The 15,031-nt window shown below is 71.0% G+C and carries 10 protein-coding genes and 1 pseudogene; 6 read left to right on the forward strand and 5 right to left on the reverse strand.

Annotation, left to right across the window (positions count from 1 at the left end; translation table 11 throughout):
- The 3 genes from A5691_RS23755 to A5691_RS23765 form a co-directional block, all read left to right on the forward strand.
- Window positions 1–2,403: cation-translocating P-type ATPase (locus tag A5691_RS23755; RefSeq protein WP_156675675.1), on the forward strand; the 2,403-nt coding region annotated here is incomplete at its 5' end.
- 147 nt (window positions 2,404–2,550) lie between these two features.
- Entirely contained in the window at window positions 2,551–3,168 is a 618-nt protein-coding gene (locus A5691_RS23760; RefSeq protein ID WP_068017914.1) for a DUF5994 family protein, read from the forward strand.
- 36 nt (window positions 3,169–3,204) lie between these two features.
- On the forward strand, window positions 3,205–5,892 hold the full coding sequence (locus A5691_RS23765; RefSeq protein WP_068017917.1) for a cation-translocating P-type ATPase: 2,688 nt from the start codon (window positions 3,205–3,207) through the stop codon (window positions 5,890–5,892).
- Here the strand turns inward: A5691_RS23765 and A5691_RS23770 are convergent.
- Together A5691_RS23770 and A5691_RS23775 are read right to left on the reverse strand one after the other, a co-directional pair.
- Entirely contained in the window at window positions 5,867–7,399 is a 1,533-nt protein-coding gene (locus A5691_RS23770) for an FMN-binding glutamate synthase family protein (RefSeq protein WP_067779562.1), read from the reverse strand. The two genes, A5691_RS23765 and A5691_RS23770, sit on opposite strands and share 26 nt — an antisense overlap.
- Window positions 7,396–7,809, reverse strand: coding sequence for a CBS domain-containing protein (locus A5691_RS23775; protein ID WP_197508528.1), 414 nt, complete (start codon window positions 7,807–7,809; stop codon window positions 7,396–7,398). Before A5691_RS23775 ends, A5691_RS23770 begins: the two co-directional genes overlap by 4 nt.
- Before the next feature lie 99 nt (window positions 7,810–7,908).
- On the opposite strand from A5691_RS23775, the gene A5691_RS23780 reads away from it, so the two are divergent.
- Window positions 7,909–10,257 (forward strand): heavy metal translocating P-type ATPase, encoded by a 2,349-nt coding sequence (locus A5691_RS23780; protein WP_067891285.1) that lies wholly within the window; start codon window positions 7,909–7,911, stop codon window positions 10,255–10,257.
- Here A5691_RS23780 and A5691_RS23785 read toward each other — a convergent pair.
- The 3 genes from A5691_RS23785 to A5691_RS23795 form a co-directional block, all read right to left on the reverse strand.
- Window positions 10,246–11,406 carry a PPE family protein gene (locus A5691_RS23785; protein WP_067756541.1) on the reverse strand — a complete coding sequence of 387 codons (1,161 nt, stop codon included), beginning with the start codon at window positions 11,404–11,406 and terminating at the stop codon, window positions 10,246–10,248. The genes A5691_RS23780 and A5691_RS23785 overlap by 12 nt on opposite strands.
- A 104-nt stretch (window positions 11,407–11,510) precedes the next feature.
- Window positions 11,511–12,650, reverse strand: a complete 1,140-nt coding sequence (locus A5691_RS23790) for a PPE family protein (RefSeq protein WP_067779568.1) — start codon at window positions 12,648–12,650, stop codon at window positions 11,511–11,513.
- A gap of 252 nt (window positions 12,651–12,902) precedes the next feature.
- Window positions 12,903–13,259 carry a hypothetical protein gene (locus A5691_RS23795; RefSeq protein WP_068017919.1) on the reverse strand — a complete coding sequence of 119 codons (357 nt, stop codon included), beginning with the start codon at window positions 13,257–13,259 and terminating at the stop codon, window positions 12,903–12,905.
- A 165-nt stretch (window positions 13,260–13,424) separates the two neighbouring features.
- Between A5691_RS23795 and A5691_RS23800 the strand changes: the two genes are divergently transcribed.
- Both A5691_RS23800 and A5691_RS23805 read left to right on the forward strand, forming a co-directional pair.
- Window positions 13,425–14,735 carry an adenylate/guanylate cyclase domain-containing protein gene (locus tag A5691_RS23800; protein ID WP_068017921.1) on the forward strand — a complete coding sequence of 437 codons (1,311 nt, stop codon included), beginning with the start codon at window positions 13,425–13,427 and terminating at the stop codon, window positions 14,733–14,735.
- A gap of 33 nt (window positions 14,736–14,768) precedes the next feature.
- Window positions 14,769–15,031, forward strand: a pseudogene (locus tag A5691_RS23805) (DUF222 domain-containing protein); the annotation flags it as partial.

Raw genomic sequence — 15,031 nt, forward strand, 5'->3', positions numbered from 1 at the left:
TCCTGGAACAACATCCGCGACTTCGCCGAGGAGATGCGCGGTGACCTGGCGGACCCGATCACGCCGCTGCTGGCCACCGGCGCTGCGGCCAGCGCCCTGCTCGGTTCCCCGCTGGACGCCGTCCTGGTCGGCAGCGTGCTGCTGGTCAACGCCGCCCTGTCGGCCGAGCAGCAGCTGCACGCCGAGCGCACGCTGAATCGCCTACTGGCCGTGCAGGATCCGCCGGCGCGACGCCGGGTCGGCGCGCTGGACGCGCAGCGCCGCGAGAAGGTGCCGACCAAGCGGCTGCGGCCGGGCGACATCATCGAAGTACACGCCGACGAGGTGGTCCCCGCGGACGCCCGGCTGTTGCACGCCTCGAACGTGGAGGTCGACGAGTCGACGCTGACCGGCGAATCGCTGCCGGTGTCCAAGCAGACCGAGCCCACGCCCGGCGCGCCGCTGGCCGAACGGACCTGCATGCTCTACGCCGGCACCACGGTGGTCGCGGGCACGGCGGTGGCCGTGGTCACCGCCGTGGGATCGCGGTCGGAGATGCGCAGGGCGCTGGCGATGGCGCCGAGGAAGCTGCAAGAGATCGGGCTGCAGCGGCAGCTGCGGCACATCACCCGTCGGGCCCTGCCGTTCAGCGTGGCCAGCGGCGGCCTGGTCGGGTTGCTCAGCGTGGCCCGCGGCACCGGGCTGCGCGAGGCGGTGTCCAGCGCGGTCACGCTGGTCGTAGCCGCCATCCCCGAGGGCCTGCCCCTGGTGGCGACCCTGGCCCAGCTGGCGGCCGCCCGCCGGCTCACCGGCGAATCGGTGCTGATCCGCAACCCCCACTCGGTGGAGGCGTTGGCCCGGCTGAACGTGGTGTGCTTCGACAAGACCGGGACGCTCAGCGAAAACCGGCTCAAGGTCAAGGAGGTGCGCCCGCTGCCGGGCTACGCCGCCGGCGCGGTGCTGGACGCGGCGCTGGGCACCAGCTATGCCCGGCACAGCCACCGGGTCGATCACGCCACCGACGACGCCATCCACCGTGCCGCCGCCGACCCGGCCCTCCGCGGTGACGGCTCCACGCCGCAACGGCTGACCCGCGACGCGTTCCTGCCGTTCCAGTCCGGCCGCCCGTTCGCCGCCGCACTGGTCGGCACCCGGCTGACCATCAAGGGCTCGCCCGAGGTGCTCTCCTCGGCGTTGCTGCAGCACGACCACTCCTTGACCAGGCAGATCGACGAGATGGCGGCGGGCGGGCTACGGGTGCTGGCCGTGGCCGAGCGGACACTGAGCCAGCAGGAAGCCTCAACCGCCGCAACGGATCCGGATTACCTCGAGACCCTGTGCACCGGCAGCCTCACCCCGATCGGCCTGCTCGGGCTCGCCGACACGCCCCGGCCCGCGGCGCACGCGGTGCTCAAGGAACTCGCCGCGCGTGAGATCGGCGTCCGGCTGATCACCGGTGACCACCCGGCAACCGCCGCGGCGATCGCCCAGGAAATGGGGCTCGACGTCACCCCCGATCAGGTGATCACCGGCAGCGATTGGGAAGCCCTGTCCGCCGACGGGCGGGCCGCGGCCGCGTCGTCGGGGGTGGTGTTCGCGCGGATGACGCCGGAACACAAGATCGACGTGGTCCAGACCCTGGAGCGGTCCGGTCTGGTCACCGCCATGGTCGGCGACGGCGTCAACGACGCCGCCGCGATCCGGGCGGCCAGCGTGGGCATCGGCGTGGCGGCCCGCGGCAGCGATGCGGCCCGCACGGCGGCCGACGTGGTGCTGCTCGACGAGCGGATCGAGGCGCTGATCGACGCCCTGGACGAGGGCCAGCAGTTGTGGCGGCGCGTGCAATCGGCGGTGTCGATGCTGTTGGGCGGCAACCTCGGCGAGGTGTGCTTCGCCCTGATCACCACCGTCCTCACCGGGCGGTCGGTGCTCAACGCCCGGCAGATGCTGTTGGTCAACATGCTGACCGACGCGCTGCCCGCCGCGGCGCTGGCCGTCAGCCCGCAGGCGGCCACCGACGAGGTCAGCCGCGACGAGGCGGCCATGTGGCGGGCGATCGGAATCCGCGGCGCGGCAACCACAATCGGCGCGACGGCGGGCTGGGCGATGGCCAGCGTGACCGGCCCGCCGCGCCGCGCGGCGACCGTTGCGCTGATCGCGCTGGTGGGCGCGCAGCTCACCCAGACGCTGGTCGACTCGCGCGCCCCGCTGGTGGTGCTGACGTCCGTCGGCTCGCTGGGCGCGCTCGTTCTCGTGGTCAGCACCCCGGGGCTCAGCCAGGTGTTCGGCTGCACGCCCGTGGATCCGCTGGCCTGGGGTCAGGGCCTGCTGGCCGCGGCCGCGGCCAGCTCGCTGTCGGCGGTCGCCCCCGACTTGCTGCTGCGCGCGTCCCAGAGCGTGCAGCGCCGGATGGTCGGCGACTGATGTCGCGGTCGAAACCGGTTGGCGGCACTTGTTGTTCATGTCTGGTAAACCCCGCGGTCACTTCTCCGGGTCGCGGGCCGGTCACGCCGGCCGTACCGTTTGCGGTACGACGGCTAACTCGAAAAGGTAAGCGAGCAGGTGGTTGAGATGGAGCGCGACAATCGGTTGCGGCTCAAGCCTTATCGGTCGGTATCGGAGCACATCGACGGCGCCTGGTGGCCACAGTCGACAAACTTGGTCGACGAGCTGCCGAAGTTGCTGGCGGCGTTGTCCGAGCGGATGGGCCGGATCGTGATGGTGGGCTACCGCCGCAACGGCTGGGACGAGACGCCGGCCCTGGTCGAGGTCGCCGGGCACACCGTCGAACTGCTCGGCTTCACCAGCGACGAGCCGACCAGTGTCATCCTGATCGGCGAGAACGGCCGCCACGTCACGCTGCAGGTGATCCGTCCGGACACCGGCGAGGAGGCGGCCCGGCAAGCGCTCGAGCGCGCGGGGAAACCCGGCGACGCCGAGGCCGCCCCGGCCAGCCGCTCGACGGTGGCCCGATCGGTGGCCGACGTCGCCGACAAGCTGGCCCGTCACGAAGGCCTGGGCGACGAGCGCCGGACCGCCCAGATCAAGCGCTGGAGCGAGGAGGCGGCGAGTCAGTTCGTCGACGCGCCGGTGCAGACCTTCGTGCCGATCCTGGTCGAACACATCGTGCGCAACCGCATGCTGGAATCGCGGCCGCACGACCATCGGCGACCATCGTTGACGGCGTAAGCCGAACCGCTGGCTGCATCGCAAAGTAGCGACCGGATGGGCATCCAGCCGCGGGACTGGCTGGAGGTCACGGCTTCGGCCCCCGGCACACACCCCGACCCCGCCTTCCTCGACGGCCCGGCCGTCGTCGAAAAGCTGTGCAGCGACGCCGAATTCGGCTTGACCGGGGCGGAGGCCGCCCGCCGGCTCACGGTGGTGGGCGCCAACGACATCGAGAGCGTCTCGCCGGCGCCGGCGTGGCGAAAGCTGCTGGCGCAGTTTCGCAGCCCGCTGATCTACCTGCTGCTCGCCGCGCTGATCGCCTCGCTCGCGGTCTGGGCCGTCGAGGGGGCCGGCGGCTGGCCCGTCGACGCCGTGGTGATCGCGGTCATCCTCGTGCTCAACGCGCTGCTGGGTTACGCGCAGGAGGCCCGCGCGGAGCGCGCGGTCGGCGCGCTGGCGCGGATGGCGGCGACGTCGGCGACGGTGGTCCGGGACGGGGCGCGGCGCACCGTCCCCGCAGGCGAATTGGTGCCCGGCGACGTCCTGCTGCTCGCCGAGGGCGACGCGGTGGCGGCGGACGCGAGGCTGCTGTGGGCCGCGGGCCTCGAGGTGTCCGAGGCCGCGCTGACCGGCCTGAGTGAACCCGTGCCCAAAGCCGCCCAGACGCTGCCCGACTCGGCGGATCGGGACGACAGGGCCGACATGGTGTTCAAGGGCACCGCGATCGCCAAGGGCGTTGGGCGGGCGGTGGTGACCGCGACGGGGATGGCGACCCAGACCGGTCAGATCGCCGGGCTGGTGCGGACCGTCGACCACGAGGCGACGCCGCTGCAGCGCGAGGTGGCGCGGGCCAGCAGGCTGCTGGGCATCGCGGTGCTGGTGATCGCCGTCGTGGTGATCGCGACCATTCTCCTGGTCTTCGGCATCCACGGCGCTCACGACGTGGTGACGGCGGTGCTGCTGGGTGTCTCGCTGGCCGTGGCGGCCGTTCCGGAAGGCCTGCCCGCCATCATGTCGGTCGTGCTCGCGCTGGGGATGCGGCGGATGGCCGGCCGGAACGCCGTCGTCAAGGAGCTGTCGTCCGCCGAGACCCTGGGCTCGGCATCGGTGGTGTGTTCGGGCAAGACCGGCACCCTGACGACCGGGGAGCTGACGATCGTGCGGGTCGTCACGCCCCTGGGCGAGGTGAAGGTCACCGGCGCCGGATACCGGCCCGAGGGTCGCCTGGAGCGCGACGGGGTCGCACTGCCCGAGGGCGACGACCTGTGGCGGCAGGCCGCGCTGGTGCTCGACGGGGGTGCTGCCGCCGGCGCGGCCACCCTGCGCGAGGAGGACGGCCGCTGGACGGTCCAGGGCGATCCCGTCGACGCGGCCTTCCTGGTGGCGCACCGCAAGCTCGACGACGGCTCGCGCCCGGCCCCGGCGCGCGTGACGACGGGCGACCCCGACGGGCTGCTCGACCGCTGCACCTACCTGCAGGCCGGCCGGCGGCTCGCCCCGCTCGACGAGTCGGCCAGGGCCACGATCCGGGGCGAGGCCGAGCGGCTCGCGCTGGACGCCCTGCACGCGGTGGCGGTCGCCTACCAGTCGGACGGAAACCTGGTCTACCTGGGCATGGTGGGCATCACCGATCCGCCGCGACCGGAGGCCGCGGCGGCGATCGCCGAGGCGCGCCGGGCGGGGGTGAGGGTCGTGATGATCACCGGCGACCACCCCCGGGTGGCGGCGCGCGTCGCCCGCAAGCTGGGCATCGAGGACAGGGAGGCGGCCGTGTCCGGCGCTCAACTGGCCACCCTGGACGACGAGCAGCTGCGGGAAACCGTGCGCCTGCACTCGCAGTTCACCCAGGTCGATCCGGCCGAGAAGCAGCGCATCATCGACGCCCTGCAGGCCGACCACGAGATCGTCGCCGTGACCGGGGAGGGGATCAACGACGCGCCCGCCCTGAAATCGGCCGACATCGGCATCGCCATGGGCCGCAGCGGCACCGACGTCGCCAGGGAGGCGGCGAACATGATCCTCGCCGACGACAACTTCGCGACCATCGTCCACGCCATTCGGGAGGGCCGGGGCATCTTCTCGAACATCAAGAAGACGCTGCGCTACCTGCTCTCCTCCAACATGGGCGAGATCTTCACCGTCTTCTTCGGCGTGGTGCTGGCCGGGGCGGTCGGCCTGGCGCGGGACCACTCCATCGCGCTGCCGCTGCTGGCCACGCAGATCCTCTGGATCAATCTGCTGACCGACGGCGCGCCGGCCCTGGCGCTGGGCGTGGACCCGCAGACCGAGGAGCTGATGAGCCGGCCGCCGCGCTCGGCGTCGGACCGGGTCATCGACGCGCGGATGTGGAACAACATCGTCGTGATCGGCGCGGCCGTGGCCGCCGCCACGCTGTTCACGATGCACCTCTACGCGCCAGACGGTCCCCTGCCGTCCTCCGTGGACACCGCCCGCACCGCGGGCTTCACCGTGCTGGTGATCGCGCAGCTGGTCAACACCATCAACGCCCGCTCGGAGACGACGACCGCGTTTCGCGGGTTCTTCGCCAACGGGTGGTTGTGGGCGGCGATCGGGTTGTCGGCGCTGCTGCAGGTGGCCGTCGTTCAGCTGCCCGCCCTCAACACCGCCTTCACCACCACGCCGTTGTCGGCGAGCCAGTGGCTGGTGTGCATCGGGATGGCCAGCACCGTCCTGTGGGTGAGCGAAATCCGCAAATTCATCCTGCGGTCATCAGGGTCGTGATCGCCTCGATGTCGGCCGGCCCGGGCAAACCCCAGTCGGGCTGGTAGCCCAGCAACTCGTTGACCTGCACCGTCTTCATGTCGATGTCGAGCAGTTCGATGGCCTCCAGCGGCACCAGCGCCGGATGGACGTAGCCGCAGGTGCGGGCCAGCTGGGCCAGTTCGAAACGCAGGGTGGCCAGGTAGTTGGCGCAGCGCACCGACTTCAGGTCCGGGTCGAGGCCGTGCTGCAGCCACGGCGACTGGGTGGCAACACCCGAGGGGCAGCGGCCGGTGTGGCAGCGCTGGGCCTGGATGCAGCCGATGGCGAACATCGCGGTGCGCCCGACGCTGACCATGTCGCAGCCGGTGGCCAGCGCCAGCAGCGCGTTCTCAGGGATGCCCAGCTTGCCCGACCCGACGAACACCACGTCGTGGTGCAGGCCGTGCTCGGCGAAGGCACGGTAGACCCGAGGGAGCGCCCACTTGAACGGCAGGGCGACGTGGTCGGTGAAGACCAGCGGCGCGGCGCCGGTGCCGCCCTCGCCGCCGTCGACGGTGACGAAGTCGACGCCGGTGCCGGTCCGGGCCATGCGCGCGGCCAGCTCACACCAGAACCGCTCTTCCCCCACCGCCGACTTGATGCCCACCGGCAGCCCGGTCGCGGCGGCGATCGTCTCCACCAGCTCCAGCAGCCCGTCGACGTCGCGGAACGCGGAGTGGCCGGCCGGGCTCTTGCAGTCCACCCCGGCCGGCACCCCGCGGATGGCGGCGATCTCGGGGGTGACCTTGGCGCCGGGCAGCACGCCGCCGAGGCCGGGCTTGGCGCCCTGGCTGAGCTTGATCTCGATGGCCCGGATCGCCGGCGTGGCCGCGACCCGGTCGACCAGCCGGGGCAGGCTGAAGCGGCCGTCGTCGTCGCGGCAGCCGAAGTAACCGGTGCCGACCTGCCAGACCAGGTCACCGCCGTTCAGGTGATAGGGCGACACCCCGCCCTCGCCGGTGGTGTGCAGCGCGCCGGCCAGCGCCGCCCCCTTGTTCAGGGCGGTGATGGCCGCGCCGCCGAGCGCGCCGAAGCTCATCCCGGAGACGTTGACCACCGACGACGGACGGAAGGCCTTGGCGCGGCCCCGCGCGCCGCCGAGCACCTTCGCCGCCGGCAACGGAACGGCCGGGTCCGGGTGCTCGGGCGCGTCCGCCGGCGCCGCGACGGGAAACGCCGCGTGCTTGATGATCGGATAGTTGTGCACCCGTTCCAGGTCGTTGTCGGTGCCGAAACCGAAGTACCGGTTGGCCAGCTTCGACGACGTGTACACCCAGCGCCGCTGGTCGCGGCTGAACGGCCGCTCGGCGTCGTTGTCGGTGACGATGTACTGGCGCAGCTCGGGGCCGACCGCCTCCAGGAGGAACCGCAGGTGCCCGATGATCGGGTAGTTGCGCAGGATCGTGTGCCGCCGCTGCAGCAGATCCCACCCCGTCAGCCCGGCCAGGCCACCGCCGACCAACGCGGCGACCGCGCGCGGCCTCAAGAATCGAAATTCGTGTAGACGCCGAGCACGTCGCGGGCCGAGACGATGCCGACCAGCGCGCCGTCGCGCTCCACCAGCACGTGGCGGATGTAGCGGTCCATCATCCGGGCGGCGACCTGGTCCACCGAGGCCTCGGCGTCGCACCACACCAGTTTCGTGCTGGCCACCTCGGAGACCGGGGTGGTGGCGGGATTTCGCCCCGCGGCCACCGCCCGCACGATGTCGCGCTCGCTGACCAACGCGGCCGGCCGCGGGTCGTCGCCGATCAGGATCGCGCCCACGTCGCAGGTCACCATGGCCCTGGCGACGTCGGCGATCGTGGCGTTGATGGGTACGCGTGCCACGGGGTCGCCGGTGATGGTGGCGATCGGGAGGGACCCCGTCGGAGAAATGTCAGTCACGTCCACCATGCTCGCCAGCCGGTGGCGGACCTTTCTAGTGACCTGAGTCCTCAATCCGCGTCCATCCGGCCCTAGCCGTCGCGGGGGCATGGGATCAGGCTGGCACCCATGGGCGCTGTGACACGTGAGCGGCTGGGCCGCTGGGTGGAGCCGGTGCTGGCCGCGGCGACCGTCGTCGCGTTGGCGGCCGGGGGGATCGCCTGGCTGGCGGGGGCGCCGCGGGTCGCCGACGGCTGCTGGATCGCCGGCACGGTGGTGGCGGTGGTCCCCGCGGTGGTGTGGGTGCTGGCGGCGCTGCGCCGGGGCCGGTTCGGGGTCGACCTGATCGCGGTGTTGTCGTTGGTCGGCACGCTGCTGGTCGGCGAGTACCTCGCGGGCGCGCTGATCGCGGTGATGCTGGCCGGCGGGCGGGCGCTGGAGGCCGCCGCCGAGCGCCGCGCGTCCCACGACCTGCGGGCGCTGCTCGAACACGCGCCGAGGTTCGCCCGCCGCCGGGTGGGATCGGCGGTGGACGTCATCACGCTCGCGGACGTGGCGATCGACGACCTGCTGGTGGTGGGCCCGGGCGAGGTGGTGCCCGTCGACGGGCGCATTGCCGGCGCGGTGGCGGTGCTGGACGAATCGGTCCTGACCGGCGAACCGCTGCAGGTGGAGCGCGCCGACGGTGAGCCGGTGCGCAGCGGCGTGGTCAACGCGGGCAGCGCCTTCGAGATGCGGGCCACGGCCACCGCCGACGACAGCACCTACGCGCAGATCGTCCGCCTGGCCGCGGAGGCCGGGGCCCAGAACGCGCCCGTGGTTCGGCTCGCCGACCGGTACGCGGCCTGGTTCCTGCCACTGACCCTGGTGGTGGCCGGGGCGGCCTGGCTGGCCAGCGGGTCGCCCGTGCGGGCGGTCGCGGTGCTGGTGGTGGCGACGCCCTGCCCGCTGTTGCTCGCCGCGCCCGTCGCGATCGTGTCCGGGTTGTCGCGGGCGTCACGGCGTGGTGTGGTGATCCGCAGCGGGGGCGCTCTGGAAAACCTCGGGCACGCAACCACTTTGGTGATGGACAAGACCGGCACCCTGACCATGGGACGCCCCGCCGTCATCGACGTCGCCGCCGCGCCCGGACGCGACGCGATCGAGATACTGCGGGTGGCGGCCTCGGTGGATCAGATGTCCCCGCACGTGCTGGCCGAGGCGATCGTCACCGCGGCGCGGGCCCGCGACCTGGAGCTCTCGCTGCCCACCGAGGTGGTGGAGGAACCCGGCCAGGGCGTCACCGCCACCCTGGACGGCCGGCGGGTACACGTCGGCAAGCTCACGCGGGGCGCCGCGCACGCGGAATGGGCGCGGGCGGTGGTGAATCGCGCCCTGCTGGACGGGGCCGCGATCGCGTGGGTGTGCGTCGACGGGCGACCCGTCGGCGCCGTGTTGCTGCGTGACCCGCTGCGCCGCCACGCGCCGCGGACCCTGCGCCGGCTCCGCGAGGCCGGGCTGAACCGATTGGTGATGCTGACCGGGGATCGCGCCGAGCCCGCCCGCGAGGTCGCCGCCGTGCTGGGTCTGGACGAGGTGTACGCGGAGCAGACCCCGGCCGACAAGGTGGCCGCCGTGCGCGCCGAGTGTGACCGCGCGGTGACCGTGATGGTCGGCGATGGCGTCAACGACGCGCCCGCCTTGGCCGCGGCCACCGTCGGCGTGGCGATGGGCGCCCGCGGCGCGACCGCGTCCTCGGAGGCCGCCGGCATCGTGTTGACCACCGACCGGCTGGAGCGGCTCGCCGACGCGATGGACATCGCCCGCTGGTCGCGGCGCATCGCGGTGCAGAGCGCCGTCGTCGGCATGGCCTTGTCGCTGGCCGCGATGGGCGTCGCCGCCTTCGGGTGGCTGCCGCCGGCGGTGGGGGCGCTGGTGCAGGAGGGCATCGACGTCGCCGTGATCCTCAACGCGCTCCGCGCCCTGCGCGGCAATCCCGAGATCGAGGTCGACCTTCCCGCGCCGACGGAACAGCTGTTGCGGCGCTTCGACGCCGAGCACGACGAACTGCGCGACGCCGTGGACCTGTTGCGGGGCGCCGCCGATCGGTTGGCGGCCGCGGCCGACCAGTCGGCCCTGGAGTCGATCGGCCAGGCGTACGCCGTGCTCGTCGAGCGGATCATCCCGCACGAGCGCGCCGAGGAGACGCAGCTCTACCCGGCGCTGGCCCACCCGCTGGGCACCAGCGAGGCGACCGCCACGATGAGCCGGACCCACGCCGAAATCCAGCGCCTCTCCGACCGGATCGGCGCCCACCTGACCCTGGCCCGAAGCAGCGGGGCGATCGGCGCCGACCAGGTCGACGACCTGCTCGCGTGCCTCTACGGGCTGCATGCCCTGTTACGCCTGCATTTCCTGCAGGAGGAGGAAAGCTATTTCACCCTGGCCGACGACGAGCCCAATGAACCGAACCGCTTGGCGCACAAGCTATCCCGCTGACGGTGGCCGCTTCATGACCGTGCCGGGCAGCTCCGCGCCGATTTCGATGTCGTCGTAGTCGCGCCCGGCGCCCCCGCCCTTGCCACCCAGCGGCGGCCGCACCGGGACCATCGGGAGACCAGACGGCTGGGCTCCCCCCGGCGGAAGCGGGGACACCGCGGCGGCGAGCTGGACCGGTGGCTGGGCGCCGGGCAACATGCCCACCGTGGCGGGCGGCATGCTCAGCTTGCCCACCAGCACCGACACGCCCATCGCACCCCGGGGCGCCAGCCCCAGCCCGCCGGAGTTGACCGCGTTCGCCAGGTTCACCTCCGCCGTGCTCAACGCCGCCGAACCCTCAGCGAGGCCCTGGCCGATGTCGGAGCCGACGCCCTGCAGCGCCTGGGCCGCATTGATCTGCGCGACGTAGCTGAGCAGGTTGACGGGGAAGCCGCCGGCGATGAATTGATTGCCCCAGGTGCTGAAATAGGCGAACCAGCCCTTGTTGGGGTCGAACGGGCTGACACCAAGCTGGTCGATTATCGTCCCCGCGTTGGACGTCGACGAGGCGGCCAGCAGGTTGGCCGTGGTCTGGGTGGTGCCCGTGGCGGCGGGCAACACGGCGGCCTGGGTGGAGACGCCGGAGGGGTTGGCGACGGGCGGCGGCGACGAGAACTGTGACAGCTTCACCGCGCTCAGCGAGGTCGCGCCGTAGCGGTACATCGCCGCCGAGTTGTTGACCCACATCGCGTTGTACTCGGCTTCCGTCTCGGCGATGGCCGGGGCGTTTATGCCGAAGAAGTTGGTGGCCAGCAGCATCGCCAGCCGCGCGCGATTGGCCGCGACGACCGAGGGATGCACCACCGTCCAGTGCGTCAATTCAAATGCGGCCGTTACGGTTTCAACCGAGGCGGCGATCTCCTGGCACTGCGCCGCGGTGGTGCGCAACCACGCCAGGTACGGCTCGAACGCCTGGGCCATCGCCATCGCCGACGGCCCTTGCCAGGTCCCGGCCAGCGACGCGAGCTCCGCGGTGTAGCTGCTGGCCGTCGCCTCCAATTCGGCGCCGAGTTCTTGCCACACGGCGGCGGCTTCGATCATCGACCAGGCGCCGGGTCCGGAGTGGATCAGCGCCGAGGTGACTTCGGGCGGCAGCAGCCCAAAATCGATCACGTCTCGCCCAATGGAAGAGCAGGGCGGGCGGCGAGTCGCGCCGTCGACCTATCCGGCGGCGAAATTCTGCTTCCGGAGTGGTGAGGAACCATCGTCGTTCCTCATCCCCCGCTGGGCGGTCGGTGTATCACCTTCTTCGGGAGTTCCGCCCCGTATTCAAGGTCTTCGAACTTCTGCTGCTTGCGCTTGCGCCAGCCGCTGCCCGCCGAGCTGCCCGGAGGCACCGGCATCATCGGCATGAGCGGCATGCCGGTGAGCCCGGGCTCGGCGGGCAGGGGCGACACCGACGATGCGAGTTGCACCGGGGTTTGCGTCCCCGGCAGCAGACCCACCACCGCCGGCGGGGCGGTGAGCTTGCCCAGCGAGACCCCTACCCCCATGGCACCCGCGGCCGCACCGCCCGGCGCGGCCGAGACGGCGCCCGCCAGCCTGGTGATCGACGACGCCAGCGCGCCCTCGCCCTCCGAGAGCCCCAGGCCGATGTCGCTGCCCACGCCCTGCAGCGCCTGCGCCGAGGTGTTCTGCGCCAGGTAGCTGAGCAGGTTGATCGGGAAACCGGACGAGATGAACTGGTTGCCCCAGGTGCTGAAGTAGCTGAACCAGCCGGCGTTGGGGTCGAAGGGGGTGACCCCGAGCGAGTCGATGATGTTGCCCGTGCTCGACGCGCCGAGCAGCGACGCATTCGAGACCGCAGCCTGCTGGTTGACCGTCGACGACGGGTTCGCGATGGCCAGCGGCGAATTGAATTGGGACAGCGACGTGGTCGCTTGTGACGACGTGGCCTGATAGCGGCTCATCGCGGCCGAATTGTTCGCCCACATGGTCTGGTATTCGTCTTGCGTCTCGGCGATAGCCGCGGTGTTCTGGCCGAACCGGTTCGTGGCCAGCAATTGCAACAGCCGGGCCCGGTTGGCGGCAACCACCGCGGGCGGGACCACCGCCGCGCGGACGGCGGTGAACGCCGCCGCGGCCGACTCCGCGGAGGCGGCCATCTGGTGGGCCTGTTGCGCGGTCTCGCGCAGCCAGATCAGGTAGGGCTGCACGGCCTGCAGCATCGCCATGGAGGACGGCCCGTCCCACGACTCGATCAACGACGACAACACGGACGCGTACACGCCGACCGAGTTCTCCAGCTCGACGGCGAGACTCTGCCACGCGCCGGCAGCCTCGACCAGCGAACCCGCTCCGGGACCGGAGTGGATAAGGGTCGAGGTGACCTCAGGTGGCGCGAATAGGTCCATCACATCTCACATTGTCTATGCCGAGTACGCGACCGGAAAATTTCGATTACCAGGTTGCAAAGAGACCGGAAACATTACGCATTCACCCCCCAGGGTGCCGCCCTAATCCTTCCCCGTCGAGTTCCGGATGTGACGAACGATATACCCGTGACATTAGGGTATCCAAAGGCTTGCCCGACGTGGCCTTTTTCCGGCCCGGCCGCCGGCTTCCTCAGACGGTCACCGACGCCCCGCGCGCGACCTTGCCAAGGCCTACAGGCCGGGCAAGCAGATGGGAGCGCCGTAGCAGGGCGGCGGGCCGAGCGGGCGGCGGGGCGCGTCCCTCTCCCACACGAATTGGCCGACGTTGCCCATGCCGCCGACGGGAACCCAGTACCAGTGGTGGCAGACGCCCATGTCCCACCGGACATCCGGCATCGGCAACGGCTGCCCCGGGCACCAGTCGTGCGGGACCGTGAAGTTGTCCAGGGGCAGTGGGCCGATGACTTGCGGGGCGGGATTGCGCTCCGCCCCGGCGGTGCCCGCACCGAGCCCCAGGCCCGCCACCGCCACCCCTACGGACAACAGTGCCCCGGTGACGACCTTCCTGACCTTGTGATTGTTCGACATGGCCTGCGCCTTTCCTCGACGCTGGATGCTGAGGATCAGTATCCGCTCGCGCTGCTCAGATGAGCAGACAATGACCGGATCGCTACCGATCCCACGAAGAGTCCCGCGCCGCGACCTAGCTGCATAAATATCGGCGGACGCGTGGCCGAGACTTAGACTTCCGCAATGTTCTCGGAGACGCGCTATGCGATGAACGGGGACTTGCGCGTCGCGTATCGGGCGTCGGGTGAAGGTGTTCGCGACATTGTGTTCGTCCCGAACTGGTTCACAAACTGCGAGGTCTTTCCGGAGCTGCCGTCGATTCAGGGTTGGGTCGAGGCGGTGACATCGCTGGGTCGGCTGATCTTCTTCGACCAGCCGGGCACTGGGGCGTCAGATCCTGTCGAGCCTGGTGCCCTGCCGACCTTGGAGCAATGGGCCGACAGCATCACGGCGGTGCTCGACGATCTCGGGAGCGCTGAAGCGGTTCTCCTCTTGATCGATGGCGCGTTCGCGACCGGGGCATTGTTCGCGGCAACACATCCGTCACGCACAACGGCACTTGTTGTACTGGAGGGCTACGCCGATCCGGTCGCCGAACGCACCGAGGGACCCACTCCCGAGGAAGTCGTTGCCTTGATGGGCTCCATGTGGGGAACGGGGGAGTTGCAACATGTGATGAATCCGGACATGCCGTGGAACGAGGAGATCCGAGCAACGTGGGCACGACTGGAACGCCTTGCGGCGAGCCCGGGAACCGTCGCGCAGATGTTTCCACTGCTGATCGAATTGGATGTGCGGGCGGTCCTACCGACAATCCGCGTGCCGACCCTGGTCGTTCAGCACGCAGACAATGCGTTGCTTGCGTCGGCCTCGGGCGAGTACATAGCGGATCACATACCGGGGGCAAAGTACGTTGAGCTTCCAGGCCGCAACATGCACCACTGGGTCGAGCCTTGGCGCGCGTCCTTTCAGGAGGTGGCGAAATTCCTGACCGGTCACCAAGCCGATGTCGCTGATGATCGTGTGCTTGCCACGGTGCTCTTCACCGACATCGTGGACTCGACGCGCCGCGCTGCGGAGATGGGTGACCGTGACTGGCACGCGCTGCTTGATGCGCATGATGCCGTCGTGCGGTCGCAACTGGCCCGGTTTCGCGGCCGCGAGGTGAACACATCCGGCGACGGGTTTCTGGCGATGTTCGACGGCCCGCAGCGAGCGATCCGCTGCGCCATGGCGATTCGCGACGCGGTGCAGGCGCTGGGCATCGAGGTGCGTGCCGGGTTGCACACCGGCGAGTGCGAGGTCCGCGGTGATGACATCGGCGGGATCGGGGTGCACATCGGGGCGCGCGTGAGTGCACTTGCAGGCGCGAACGACGTGCTGGTATCCAGCACGCTGCGCGACCTCGTGATCGGGTCAGGGCTGGAGTTCGAGGACCGCGGCACACATCAGCTCAAGGGAGTGCCCGGCGAGTGGCGCCTGTTCGCCGTCTAGAACGGTGGCGGGTCGTCGTCGGCTTCGGGCGGGGCGGTGGCCGCGGAGGTGGCCGCGGAGTTGCGGATCAGCCAGGGGTTGGCGGCCAGCCGGGTGCGGTATGCCCGCGCGCTGCGCGAGCGGCTGCCGAAGGTGGCCGAGGTGTTCGCCGCCGGCGACATCGACTTTCGGATGGTGCAGACGCTGGTGTATCGCACCGATCTGATCACCGACAGTGAGGTGTTGGCGGCCGTGGACGCGCAGCTGGCGGCGAACGTGGCGCGCTGGCCCTCGATGAGCCAGGGCCGGTTGGGTGC

Origin of the sequence: Mycobacterium sp. E183 (genome assembly GCF_001667735.1) — a bacterium.
GTDB lineage: Bacteria > Actinomycetota > Actinomycetes > Mycobacteriales > Mycobacteriaceae > Mycobacterium.

Coding starts and splice junctions, on each gene's coding strand:
- A5691_RS23775 (WP_197508528.1), bottom strand. CDS start 7,809: ATGGTGGACGTGACTGACATTTCTCCGACGGGGTCCCTCCCGATCGCC.
- A5691_RS23790 (WP_067779568.1), bottom strand. CDS start 12,650: ATGGACCTATTCGCGCCACCTGAGGTCACCTCGACCCTTATCCACTCC.
- A5691_RS23760 (WP_068017914.1), top strand. CDS start 2,551: ATGGAGCGCGACAATCGGTTGCGGCTCAAGCCTTATCGGTCGGTATCG.
- A5691_RS23795 (WP_068017919.1), bottom strand. CDS start 13,259: ATGTCGAACAATCACAAGGTCAGGAAGGTCGTCACCGGGGCACTGTTG.
- A5691_RS23780 (WP_067891285.1), top strand. CDS start 7,909: ATGGGCGCTGTGACACGTGAGCGGCTGGGCCGCTGGGTGGAGCCGGTG.
- A5691_RS23800 (WP_068017921.1), top strand. CDS start 13,425: ATGTTCTCGGAGACGCGCTATGCGATGAACGGGGACTTGCGCGTCGCG.
- A5691_RS23765 (WP_068017917.1), top strand. CDS start 3,205: ATGGGCATCCAGCCGCGGGACTGGCTGGAGGTCACGGCTTCGGCCCCC.